Here is a 13,657-nt window from a genome sequence, read left to right as displayed (position 1 = left end):
GTGGTACAGATAATTTAAAACGAAATCGTTTTCGGTTTGATTAAAATACGAATAGTTTAAATTATTTCGAAGGTAAAAATACTTCAAACATCTCAAAACAGTACTAAAAGACGATTTCTTTTTAGCAATAAATTTCAGTTTTGAAATTAAAAAATTAAGCTGTTGAATCTCATTGAATTACTATTACGTTTTCGGTTTTATTTCAGCTTAAAAAAGACCTAAAAAGCGGTGCATCTGCGTAAAAACCGGTAATTTCGAAATACGAACAGCAGCGATATGAAAAAACACATTGTAGTTATAGGTGGCGGATTTGCCGGTGTGAATCTGGTAAGAAAGATCGGGAATTCTGCAGATTACCGAATCACCCTGGTAGATAAGAATAATTACAATTTTTTCCCGCCTTTGCTGTATCAGGTGTCTACAGGATTTTTAGATCCTTCGAGCATTACGTTCCCTTTTCGTAATCTATTCAGAGATCAGGAAAATTTTCGGTTTCATATGGGCAGCCTTCAGGAAATTAAACCGGAAGAGAAGCGACTGGTTTTAGATACCGGAGAACTGGAGTATGATTTTTTGGTTTTAGCCACCGGTACTCAAACTAATTTTTTTGGACTTGACAATTGCCATAAGTACGCCATCCCAATGAAATCCCTTGAGGACGCCCTTGATATGCGCAATATTTTACTGCAACGTCTGGAGGAGGCTACACGAATTAACGATAAGTCTATGCGCCTGCCGTACCTGAATATGGTTATCGCAGGCGGAGGGCCAACTGGGGTTGAAATAAGCGGGGTTTTTGCTGAATTGCGAAACAACACCATTCGTAAAGAATTTCCGGAGCTTGCAGGTAGTGGTTCGCGTATTTATCTGGTTAATGGCGGCAATGAGTTGTTGTCCCCAATGAGTGCAAAAAGCCAGGAGTATACGCTGAAAAAGCTTCAGGAAATGGGAGTTGAGGTTTTGCTTAATACCCGGGTTGTGGATTTCGATGGCGAAAAAGTCATGATGAAAGACGGTTCCCACATTTACAGTAAAAACCTGATTTGGGCGACCGGTGTGACCGGTTATCGTTTTAAAGGAATCCCGGAAGAATGCTATCAGCGGGGGAATCGTCTTGCTGTAAATGCCAGCAATGAGGTACTTAATCTTAAGGATATTTATGCAATTGGTGATGCAAGTATTATGACTTCAGACGCTAACTTCCCGGAAGGGCATCCCCAATTGGCTCAGGTTGCTATGCAACAGGGGACTGCTCTGGCAAAGAATTTTAAACGGGCTGCAGAAGGGAAGGCTTTACAGGCCTTTGTTTATACCGATAAAGGTTCAATGGCCATAATAGGCAGCAATAAAGCAGTTGCAGACCTGCCTGAAACGATTCATTTTAATGGATTTTTGGCCTGGTTTATTTGGGTGTTTGTACATCTTTTTGCTTTAATAGACTATAGAAACCGGGTTCGCACGTTCTACAACTGGTCTATAGAATACTTCACGAAAAATCAGGATTTACGATTAATTATCAGGCCTAAAAATAAACGATAATTTAACAAGAAATACCCTACGTATTTGTGAAGCTGCTTTTGTGAGGTATTTACTATTTTTATTCCTTATAATCAATTTATTCTTAAAAAATAGGATTATTTACTTGTAAATATTCATTTAAATTGATGTTTTTACATTTATTATTCATTATTTATCTACTTGTAAGAAATTGCAAAAACCATCAACTAAAACGGTTTAATTTACGTTTAGTCGTATAAAATTTGCATTTTAAAGATTACTGCGTTTATTTTTGTTTCTCGAAGTGAATGCCCATTCACAGCTATTCTCCAAAAACGTTCACTCGGTTCAAAGAGCTCCTAGGCTTTGGTTGAGTTAAGATTTTGATCAGAAATGTATTTCTGCATCAGGATTTTGAAGGCAATTCTATTGGGTTACAATAGGTTTTGGTTTTAAGGTCTGTTTAATTTCAAAATTCACTTTATGAATCTAAAACTACGCACAATCTTATTGGGGCTGGGGTATATTCTACTTCCGGTTTTTTGGTTAACCACTTACGCACAGGCAGATGTTTACGCCACTCAGGTAATTGATGAAGATCACGTGAGCAATTCGGCTTTAGCCATAGATGAAAACTTAGGTACGCGGGCTCAAATTGAGTCTAATTCCGGGTTAGCTCTGGGTATTGGAGCTTACACAGGTTTTCTTGAACTGGGCTATACAAGCACTATACCCGCAAATACAACCACCTATCTTAAAATTCAAACTGAAGATGATATTCTCAGGCTCCTGCTTTCCGGTGGTCTTGGAAATCTTCTGTCAGATGTTTTAGGCATCGCATTGGTTGGAAATCAGGAGATTTTGGTTGAGGCCAGAAATGGGAATACAACAATTTTACAGGCAGATTCTGTAGATCCTAATACATTTGACAATGCACGAGTTCGACTGGTAACAGATACTGTTGGTGAATATTATATTGCTATTACACCTGATCAGGCTTATAACCGTATTTACATAGCCAACCGTCTGGGCAGCTTAATCGGCTTAAACAATACCAGAACTCTTGACGTGTTTGGAGGCTATTATGCTACGGGAACTTTACAATGCAATGACCCGGCCTTCACTTCTTTTGATGGTGATGGTCTGAGTCTAGACATTTTGCAGATAGGGGATGCGGGAGTGCAAAACCCCGAGCGCGCTATTGATAATGATGCAACTACATTCTCTGAACTAAGTCTTGGGGTTATTGACGTCGCTGCGTCTATTGAACAAATTATCTATTTTGACAGAGCCTCTCAGCCTGATGAAGACTTTAAGATTAGTCTAAGAATAGATCCCACATTAATTGCACTAGGTGTTTTAAATAACATACAGTTTGAAGCTTATAATGGCACTGCATTAATTAGTTCTTCAAATCTGGCATCCCTATTAAACCTTGATTTGCTGGGAATATTGCAGAGCGGTGCGGTGACGCAGGTTCCTTTTGAAGTTGCGGGACCTGCAGATCGCATCGTGATAAGATACAGTTCGTTACTGGGCGTTAATGCTTTTCAGCGTCTCGACCTTTTTGATGTGGCACTTACACCTGCGATTCCGGTTATCGATGCAGCTTCTCAAAATCTGAGGTGTGTGCAGGAGATACTGCCAGTTTGATTGCTACTTCAGCATCTGCCGGTGCTCAAATGCGCTGGTACGATAGCCCTGTAGGCGGAAACCTGCTTGCTAGTGTTGCAAGTGGCGATGCTTTTGTAACAGCGCCACTCAGTACAGACACTACTTTTTATGTTGCTTCATTTGTGGCGGGCTGCACCGAAGAATCGGGTAGATTAGCAGTGAATGTATCGGTCAATCCGTTACCCGAGTCGGGAGATATTACGGTTTTGGGCTTCGACTTACCCATTTGTATTCCCGAAATTTTAAACATTGTTCCCACCACAACCCTCAACGGCAGTTTTAACTACTATCTGGATTCTTCCGGCTCCGTAGCCATCACTAATGGTTTGGTACAGGGAAATCTTACCTATACCATCAATGCGGCCGGTGAGCTGGAAGTGGAAGGTCTAACTGAAGCAGACAATCCGTTTAGGGTTTATGTAAGTTTGGTTGATACGGTAACAGGTTGTGAAAATGCCCCGGGAGATCTAAAATTGGTTGAAGTGACGCTTGACGGAGGTCCGCAGCCTACCATTGCTCTGGATCCGGTTACAACAGACAATATTCTAAATACTGCAGAAATTAATTCTACTGTTTCTATTAGGGGTAGTGTAGGAGGCGATGCGCAGATAGGAGATCCGGTACAGGTGACCGTAAATACCTTTGCTTTTAATACAACTGTCGCCTCAGGTTTGACCTTTACGGTAGACGTTCCCGGAGCTCAATTATTGGCAGATGATGACTTGACGATTGAAGCTGCGGTTACTTCTCAAAATTTACTGCTTTGTGAAACAACAGTACAAACTGCTGTAAACTATACCATTGATGATACGCCCCCCGCGGTTCCAACGGTTGACTTTTTGGTAACCAATGACAACACTCCGACACTTACGGGTACTACTGATTCTATAGATAATTTAAGCGTAAGTGTTGACGGTGTAGTCTATGCCGAAGGAGATGGAAATCTTACCGATAACGGAGATAATACCTGGACGCTAAACGTTCCAAATCCTCTTGCTGATGGAATCTATGATGTAATCGTCATGGCTGCTGATGTAGCCGGTAATACTTCGGTAGATGTTACGCTCGATGAATTAACCATTGATACGTTAGCGCCAACAGTTCCTACTGTAAATGCCACGCAAACCAGCGATACTACTCCTGTAATTACGGGTACGGCTGATTCTATGGATCAGATTGCGGTTACCGTAAATGGAATAACCTATGATGAAGGGGACGGAAATCTGGTAGATAATGGAAACAATACCTGGACATTGACCATTCCTGCCGGAAATGTACTTAAAGACGGAATTTATGATGTTGCAGTTGAAGCCACCGATGCCGCCGGGAATATAAGTACAGATGCCACTGTTGATGAGCTGACGATCAACACCAGTTTGCCCACTACACCTCAGGTTATCCCTTTGATTACGACAAATACGAGTCCTACACTCAATGGTACGGCTGATTCTGTAGATAATCTTACGGTTAATGTAGCAGGTGTGACCTATGCTGAAGGGGATGGAAATCTCACGGATAATGGAGACGATACCTGGACCCTGGTTATTCCGGTTGTTTTAGCAGAAGGAACCTATGAAGTAACTGCAACTGCTACTCAGGGTGCGCTTTCGGCAACAGATCCCACTACCGATGAACTTGTAATTGATCTTACGCCGCCCACTGTTCCTACAGTAAATTTCCTGACTACAAACGACAGCACACCGATTGTTACCGGTACTGCTGATTCCATAGATAATCTCACGGTGAGCGTTGATGGAACGACCTATATTGAAGGGGACGGAAACCTGGTTGACAACGGTAATAACACCTGGAGATTAACAATCCCGAGTCCCCTTGCCGATGGTGCTTACGATGTGATGGCTACTGCGACCGATGCCGCCGGTAACGCTTCGGTTGATACGACTGTTGATGAACTTACGATTGATACCACAGCACCTGTAATACCCACAGTAGATTTTCTGGTAACCAGCGATAATACTCCTGTGCTAACAGGTACTGCAGATTCAGGAGCCAATTTGACCATTATCGTTGGTGGTATTTCGTATGCTAAAGGAGATGGAAATCTAATCGATAACGGCGACAATACCTGGACGTTGAACATACCTATCCCTCTTGCAGATCGGGTTTATGATGTGATTGCCATATCTACCGATGCGGTGGGGAATACCAGTATGGATGCCACTTTTAATGAACTCACCATTGACACCACGCCACCTACGGTCCCAACGGTAGATCCTTTAGTAACAAACGATAATACTCCAACGATTACCGGAACCGCTGATTCGGCTGATGATTTGGTGGTGGTTGTAGCTGGAGTAACTTATACCGAAGGCGACGGAAACTTAGTTGACAACGGGGATAATACCTGGACGCTGACAATCCCGGGTCCGCTTGCTGATGGCACTTACGATGTAGTAGCTACAGCCACTGATCCTGTCAGTAATGTTTCAACTGATGCTACAGTTGATGAACTTACGATTGATACTACGCCACCTACGGTTCCAACGGTAGATCCTTTGGTAACAAACGATAATACTCCGACTATTACCGGAACTGCTGACTCTGCTGATGATTTGGTAGTGATTGTAGCTGGAGTAACCTATACCGAAGGCGACGGAAATCTGGTTGACAATGGCGATAACACCTGGACGCTGACAATTCCCAGTCCGCTTGCCGATGGTACTTATGATGTAATGGCAACGGCTACCGATGCTGCCGGGAATGCTTCGACCGATGCTACAGTTGATGAACTTACGATTGACACCACGCCACCTACAGTTCCGACGGTAGATCCTTTGGTAACGAATGACAATACTCCAACGATTACCGGAACTGCTGATTCTGCTGATGATTTGGTTGTGGTGGTTGATGGAGTAACCTATACCGAAGGTGATGGAGACTTAGTTGACAACGGCGATAATACCTGGACGCTGACAATCCCGAGTCCGCTTGCCGATGGCACTTACGATGTGATGGCTACAGCTACCGATGCTGCCGGGAATGCTTCGACCGATGCGACTGTTGACGAACTTACGATTGATACCACGGCACCTACGATCCCAACGGTAGATCCTTTGGTAACGAATGACAACACGCCCACGATTACCGGAACTGCTGATTCAGCTGACGATTTGGTAGTGATTGTAGCTGGGGTGACCTATACCGAAGGAGACGGAAATTTAGTTGACAATGGCGATAACACCTGGACACTAACAATTTCTAGTCCGTTGGCAGATGGTACTTATGATGTGATGGCTACAGCTACCGATACTGCCAGGAATACTTCGACCGATGCTACAATTGATGAACTCACCATTGACACCACGCCACCTACGGTTCCAACGGTAAATCCTTTGGTAACCAATGACAACACTCCAACGATTACCGGAACTGCTGACTCGGCTGATGATTTGGTAATGGTTGTAGCCGGAGTGACCTATACCGAAGGTGATGGAAACCTGATCGACAACGGCGATAATACCTGGACGCTTACAATTCCGAGTCCGCTTGCAGATGGCACTTACGATGTGATGGCAACGGCGACTGATGATTTTGGAAATTCCAGTTCTGATGTTACTTCAAATGAACTCACGATTCAATCTGCAATTGCAACCGGAAACCCGCAACAGGCTTTCTGTATTAGCGAAGCGGCTGTGGTGGCAGATTTGGAACTCGATCAGGATACCGTAATCTGGTATGATGCAGCAACAGGAGGTAATGTGCTTGCAGACAATACCCTGCTGGAAGATGGAAAAATTTATTATGCCGCTTTGGTCGTATTGGGAGCTGAGGTTGATGCTCGCTTCGCGGTCACAGTTACACTAACTAATCCGGTTACTCCAACAATTAGTGCTTCGGTAAATACTCCCTGTCTGGGGGCAGAAGTTACCTATACAACGCAGTCAGGTATGACTAACTACAATTGGCAGGTATCTGCATCAGGTAATGTGATTTCGGGAGGTTCAGCCACAGATAATTTTGTGGTCGTGATTTGGGATATTCCGGGTATTGAAAGCGTTTCGGTAAGTTATGAGGCTAATACAGGTTGTATTCTTAATACTGCTGCTTCTGTAGAAGTTACTCCAGTGGCCTGTTCAGACTTAACAATTTCCAAAACCGTAGATAATGATATGCCTGCAATAGGAGAGGTCGTGGTTTATACCGTGACTGTTGAGAATAGTGGTTCTGTTAGTACCAGTCTTATAGAGGTTGAGGATAAGCTTCCGTCAGATCTGGAGTTGGTGAGTTTCCAAACTTCAATAGGAACCTATAACTCATCTACCGGAATTTGGCTCATACCAGAACTTGCAGCAAACGACAGTGCAGTCTTGATGGTTTCGGCACGTGTAAAAGATGGCGAAAATTATCTCAATCAAGCGATTATCATAAACTCCTATCCCATGGATTTGGACTTGGGGAACAACAGGGCTGAGGTTGATCTTAATCCCGATTGTCTGATGGTGTTCAACGAGTTTTCACCAAATGGAGACGGTATAAATGATCTGTTTAAAATACGCTGTCTTGAGCAGTATCCTGAAAATACCCTGATGGTTTTTAATCGTGTAGGGCAAAAAGTTTTCTCAAGTGTAAATTATAAGAATGATTGGGATGGTATTGCCAACGTAACCACCGGTTTCAATACCTCAAAAGGTCTTCCTAGTGGAACCTATTATTATGTACTGGAAATAAACGGAGGACGTACACTCAAAGGCTGGTTATATCTGGCAAACTAAAACTTCAAAAGCGATAATCATGATTTTTAAAATTAAAACCAACATAGTGCTTGTTTTTGGCTTTATCAGCTTTGTTTTTGAGATTTCAGCACAGCAAAACCCTAATTACACACAGTACATGTACAATACTATGACTATAAACCCAGCATACGTGGGTTCTACCGACTATCTCAATATTACTGCAGATTATAAGAATCAGCTTACGGGGATAGATGGAGCACCGGAAACGAATAATGTGGGCATTGAAAGTCCGGTAACCTATAATGTGGGTCTGGGGCTTAACATTACCCGAGATGTTCTGGGGCCCATAGAAGATGTGAATATAGATGGTAATTTTTCCTATTCCCTCCAGGTTGGGGTTGATACCTATCTGGCTTTCGGTCTTAAGGCAGGTTTTAGGATACTCAACGTTGATTTTACAAAAGGGATCTACGAGAACCCCAATGATCCCGCATTTATGAATAACATAGATAATGAGTTTTTAGGGATCTTAGGTGCCGGGACTTATTTATACACTGATAAATGGTATTTGGGTTTATCTACCCCTAATTTCTTTTCGCAGGAATATTTTGATGAGGAAGATACTCGTGTAGAGACCGAAGAGATGAGTATCTTTTTAATAGGTGGGTATATTTTTGATATAGGCTCCAGAACCAAATTTAAACCTGCAGTGTTATTTGATTACGTGCAGGGAGCACCCTTACGTACTAATCTTTCTGCAAATTTTCTATTATACGAAAAACTCACACTAGGTCTGGCTTACAGTATGGATGCCTCAGTAGGAGCGCTGGCCGGTTTTCAAATTACCGATTCTATTTTTATAGGTTATGCCTATGAATACAATACCTCAGATTTTAATCAATATAACGACGGTAGCCACGAGTTGCTGATTAAATTTTCTTTGGCCCGTAAACGCGGTGCTACGTATTCACCCAGATTCTTTTAAATAAAACTCCATGAAAATTAAAATTTTTGTATTTCTAATCTTCAGTATAGTTCTTTCAGGCTTTGCTCAGAAAGATCTCAATGAGGCAGACGCTCTTTTTGGACGCTCTGCCTATGCAGATGCTGCTTTGGCTTATGAAAGTTATATTGCAAATGCTGCAACTGTATCGCCTGAAACCTGGCAGCGTTTGGGGTATACTTACTACAATTTAAAAGATTATGTCAATGCACTTAAGGCTTACAAAAATTGGCGGGATATTGACAGCCCTGATGATGATGTTTCAAAAGGGTATTATTATTACGACACGCTTCGCAGGCTTAAGGAATATGATAAGGCAAATCAGATGGCAATGATTTTTTTTAGCCGAGCAAATAACAGAAATAAATATTTGAATTATGATGAGGAGCAATCGAGATTTGTTGAGTTATTACAGGCAGATACGCTATATACTGTAAAAAATTTGCCCTTAAATTCCCAATACGCAGATTTTGCTGCTAGTTTTTATAAAGAGGATTTTGTTTTTACTTCATCCAGAAATAAGGAAGACAACAAAATATACGAGCGAAATAAAACGCCCTATTTGTCTATTTACAAAATTTCCAGGCCTGAAGTTGCTTCCGAAGTAAGCCTTTTTAGTGAAGATATTGAGACCCCCTTTCACGATGGGACTACATCCTTCACGGCTGATGGTCGTTACATGTATTACGCCTCAAGTTTTCAAAGTGGAAGTAAAAAAGTATTTAATGATGAAAAGCGCAATTTTTTCAAAATATACCGGGTAGATCTGACCCAAAAGAAATTGAAAAAAGAGCTTTTAGCCTTTAACGGAGATAATTATTCGACTGGCCAACCTTATATCACACCAGATGGGAAGAAGCTGTTTTTTGCTTCAGATATGCCCGGAGGCTACGGTAAGGCAGATATATATGTTTGCGATGTTTATGAAGATGGTACGACTTCACAGCCTAGAAATCTGGGACCTGAAATTAATACAATTGTAGATGATTTTTTTCCATTCTTTAAAAATGATGTTTTGTATTTCAGCTCTGCCGGCCACGTGGGTTTTGGAGGTCTTGATATGTATAAGTCATTCTATAAAGATGGCATTTTTGGAACTCCCATAAATCTGGGCCCGGTGATCAATACCAACGCAGATGATTTTGCCTACGTAGAAGGAAAGAAGCCTAATACCGGTTATTTTTCATCAGATCGCGCAGGGGGTAAAGGCGATGATGATATTTATGAGTTCACCTATAATCTCGAGCGTTGTCAGCAGTTTATTTCAGGAACGGTTTACGATCTGGAAACGAAGCAGCCTCTAGCGGATGCAACAGTTACGCTATATGTAAACGAAAATGAGAAATATAGTGAGATACGAACAGATGAAAACGGGGAGTACCAGCTTGAAGTGCTTTGTGAAACAAAATATACTATCGAAGCGCACAAAGCAGGCTATAGCAAAGACGGTTTAGATTTAAGTACCGATGTCACACCGGGGCGAACAATGAAAATGCTTGATTTTAAAATCAAAGATCTCTCAGATATTTTTACAACAGATGGTGATGTCGAAAAAATAAAGGTCGATCCCATTTATTTTGAATATTACCGATATAATATAAATTCGGTAGCGGCCATTCAACTTCAAAAAGTGGTTGACGTTATGAATGCATATCCTGAAATGGTCATAAAAATTGAGTCACATACAGACCAGCGTGGTACAGATTATTTTAATAAAGTATTATCTACAAACCGTGCAGAGGCGACTCGAGATTGGCTAATTAGTCGCGGAATAGCAGCAAACCGCATTGAGAGTGCTATTGGTTATGGCGAAAGCAGACCCATAAATATCTGTGATGAACAGGGAGTTGATTGCACGGAGGTGGAGTATTCTGAAAATCGAAGGTCAGAATTTATTGTGTTGAGACGCTAGGGTTTAAAGAAGGAAGGGTTTAGGCAGCCTTTGCTGTTGATTTGGGGAGAGGCCCGAAGCTTTAAAGCTTCGGGCTTTTGATTTTAGGATTTGGCACAATAGAGCAAAGTTCAAAGTGTTAAAGTCTTCATTTTTCTGTTAAATTTTGTCGAAAATGAGGAATTCCGTAAAAAATAATGACGGGTATTTTAGTTCTTTGGAAAGTCTGAATTAAGAAATGAATTACCAGTAAATTCAGTCATTTGATTTCAAAAAGATGGTAGATCACACTCCATTTAAAATATAATTCGTGAGCTGTAGGGGGCGTACCGATTATATGCTGGAGTGCTGATCTGCCTTTTTTTATTTAGTTTCCTAACAGCCACAGGTTGTAAGCTGCCAAAAGAATTAGGAATCCCAAGACACCCTGCAGAAATGTGGCAAAGGTGTGCGTACGATAGGCTTGTTTAACCGTCATGTCGCCCAGTTGACTTACAATCCAGAAATACGAATCGTTTGCGTGCGAAACGGTAACGGAGCCGGCCCCAATGGCCAAAATAACCCATACTTTTCCAATTTCTGAATCAAGACCCATCGCCGCCAGGAGTGGTAGCATTATAGATGAAACAGTTATCATGGCTACCGTAGATGAACCTTGTGCAGACTTTAAAATAGCGGCTAATAGAAAGGGAATTGCCAGACCAATGCCGGTATTAAATGCGCTGAGATCAATACCCTGAGTCAGATTAGCCTGTTGAATCACAGTACCTAAGGCGCCTCCCATTGCAGTGATTAATAGAATAGGAGCTGCCTGGCGTATGCCCGACTCTATAATTTCCTGAATCGCTATCTTTTGTCTTAAGAACAGATAAAAGGCTGTAAGTACTCCTATCAAAAGCGCTATTACCGGATCCCCGCAAAATTCGATTAATCCTGTAAGTAGAACAGTAGCATCGGTTTTAAAAAAGGGCGTACAGGCAGCTAAAGCCATTAGAACAATTGGCAAAGCCAAAGGAATTATGGCCGGCATAAATGCAGGATGACTGTGTTCTTCTTCTGCTTCTTCGACCTGTACTTCAGGAATATGCTCTTCAGAATTATGAGGTTTTTTTCTAAAAAGGTAAAAGGCATACCCGGCACCGATAAGCATTAAAATCAGAGCGAAAGATCCACCGCCCAAAATAAGCAGGTATAAATTAGTGAGCCCCGGATTTGAGGCTGCAGCAAGTGGGCCGGGAGTAGGAGGCACCAGAACGTGTGCCGAAAATAAACCGGTAGACAGGGCAATGGTAAGGCCATTGCGCTTAAAGGGGTTGCCCAGAGCCAGTTTTTTAGTCAAAGGTGTCAAAATTACAAATGCAGCATCGCAAAATACGGGGATTGATACCAAATAACCCAGCCCGCTCATGACAAAAGGCAGAGGTAAAAAACGAAGCTTCTTTAGAATACTACGAGCAATGGTTTTTGTGGCATGACTCGCTTCTAAAGCCGAACCTATAAAAGACCCAAATAAGATGAGCAGGCCGATATTCTGAAACATTTTTCCGAAACCCAGATTGATTACTCCCGGTATTTCCTGTAGTGGAGTTCCCAATAAAAAGGCGAGCCCAAGAGCGCTGATGAGCAAAACGAAAAACGGATGCCAGCGTAAATAACTGGTTCCAAAAATGATCCAGATGATGACCAGTGCGATTAGAATAAGATCTATGCCCATATCAAATGAATTGTTTAATGGTATCAGTCACTTTTTGCGCAAGCAATTTAAAGGCATTTTGCTTGGCAAAATCCAGTGACATTTCCGGGGTTTTCAGAGCAAAGGTGGCTGTAAAACCTGAGTTGCTGAGAATATGAGGATTTGCTGTGATCCCACCGGAATAGAGCAGTACCGGTTTATTGTGTTTTTTAGCAAGGTTGGCGATTTTAAAGGGAACTTTTCCAAATCTGCTCTGGTCATCGGTACGGCCCTCTCCGGTTATAATCAAATCAGCGGTCTGAATACGTTCTTCCAGATTGGTAAGTTCAGCCAGGATATCAAAGCCGTTTTTGAGGCGGGCATTGGTAAAAGCCAGCATACCGGCCGCAGTGCCTCCGGCAGCACCGGCACCTTCCTGGTTTACAATATCTTTTTGTGTTTTGACTTCCAGCAATTTTGAAAAGGAACGTGTGGCTTTTTCCAACTGCTCAATCATTGCAGCATGAGCGCCCTTTTGAGCAGCATAGGTATGTGCAGCACCGTTGGGACCGGTAAGCGGGTTGATCACATCGCAGGCAATGGTGAAATGGGTTTTTTGTAATTCCGGTATGAGTTGGCTGAAATCAAGGGATTTGCAATTTTGAAGTGATGCACCATCTGCTTTAAGTTCATGGCCCCCGGCATCTAAAAGCCTTCCGCCCAAAGCAGTGAAAATTCCGGTGGCGACATCGTGCGTGGCACTACCGCCTATGCCCAGAATAATATTATGTAGACCGGCTTCAATTGCTTTTTTAATCTGGATTCCGGTTCCGAAAGTTGAAGTGTTAAGTGGGTTTTGCTCGTGGTTTTTAAGAAGTGCCAGACCCGAAGCCTGTGAAAGTTCGATCCAGGCTGTTTTGTTATCTGTAAATGCAAAATAAGGAGCTTCAATAATTCTTCCCAAAGGGTCGTAAGTGGTGGTGTTTACCAATGCCCCCAGATTAAGCGCCTCAAGTACTTCAAAAGCACCTTCGCCACCGTCAGAAAAGGGCAGGAGTTTGCAAATTGCATCAGGTATCGAGGTTTTGATTCCTTCAGCAATAGCTTCAGCAACTTGTGTGGCCTGTAAACTTTCTTTGAACGAGTCTGGTGCGATTAGGATTTTCAATGGAAACGATTTAAGATTAAGTAAGTTAATCTTAATTTGTTAATTCTGAAATCCTGTC

7 protein-coding genes are annotated in these 13,657 nt (G+C 42.2%); 5 read left to right on the top strand and 2 right to left on the bottom strand.

The genetic code is table 11. The annotated features are described in order from the left end of the window. Positions 1–276: 276 nt before the first annotated feature. The 5 genes from LLW17_RS08615 to LLW17_RS08595 all read left to right on the top strand — a co-directional run bounded on the left by LLW17_RS08615 (position 277) and on the right by LLW17_RS08595 (position 10,780). Positions 277–1,539, top strand: a complete 1,263-nt coding sequence (locus tag LLW17_RS08615; RefSeq protein WP_228229850.1) for an NAD(P)/FAD-dependent oxidoreductase — start codon at positions 277–279, stop codon at positions 1,537–1,539. Positions 1,540–1,980: 441 nt separating this feature from the next. Next, the gene (locus tag LLW17_RS08610) at positions 1,981–3,150 is read left to right on the top strand and encodes a hypothetical protein (RefSeq protein ID WP_228229849.1); all 1,170 of its coding nucleotides are present in this window, start codon (positions 1,981–1,983) and stop codon (positions 3,148–3,150) included. Next, complete coding sequence (locus LLW17_RS08605) at positions 3,123–7,904, top strand: Ig-like domain-containing protein (protein WP_228229848.1); 4,782 nt, start codon at positions 3,123–3,125, stop codon at positions 7,902–7,904. Before LLW17_RS08610 ends, LLW17_RS08605 begins: the two co-directional genes overlap by 28 nt. A gap of 19 nt (positions 7,905–7,923) precedes the next feature. Then, positions 7,924–8,850, top strand: coding sequence for a PorP/SprF family type IX secretion system membrane protein (locus LLW17_RS08600; protein ID WP_228229847.1), 927 nt, complete (start codon positions 7,924–7,926; stop codon positions 8,848–8,850). Positions 8,851–8,860: 10 nt separating this feature from the next. Then, the gene (locus LLW17_RS08595; protein ID WP_228229846.1) at positions 8,861–10,780 is read left to right on the top strand and encodes an OmpA family protein; all 1,920 of its coding nucleotides are present in this window, start codon (positions 8,861–8,863) and stop codon (positions 10,778–10,780) included. A gap of 346 nt (positions 10,781–11,126) precedes the next feature. Here LLW17_RS08595 and LLW17_RS08590 read toward each other — a convergent pair whose 3' ends face one another. Both LLW17_RS08590 and LLW17_RS08585 read right to left on the bottom strand, forming a co-directional pair. Next, positions 11,127–12,473, bottom strand: coding sequence for a GntP family permease (locus LLW17_RS08590; RefSeq protein ID WP_228229845.1), 1,347 nt, complete (start codon positions 12,471–12,473; stop codon positions 11,127–11,129). 1 nt (position 12,474) lies between these two features. Beyond that, positions 12,475–13,599: a glycerate kinase gene (locus tag LLW17_RS08585; RefSeq protein ID WP_228229844.1), complete on the bottom strand. Its 1,125-nt coding sequence runs from the start codon at positions 13,597–13,599 to the stop codon at positions 12,475–12,477. Positions 13,600–13,657 lie beyond the last annotated feature (58 nt).

Origin of the sequence: Leeuwenhoekiella parthenopeia (assembly GCF_020782115.1) — a bacterium.
In the GTDB taxonomy this organism is placed as follows: domain Bacteria; phylum Bacteroidota; class Bacteroidia; order Flavobacteriales; family Flavobacteriaceae; genus Leeuwenhoekiella; species Leeuwenhoekiella parthenopeia.
This window is presented reverse-complemented; position numbering and strand designations above follow the sequence as displayed.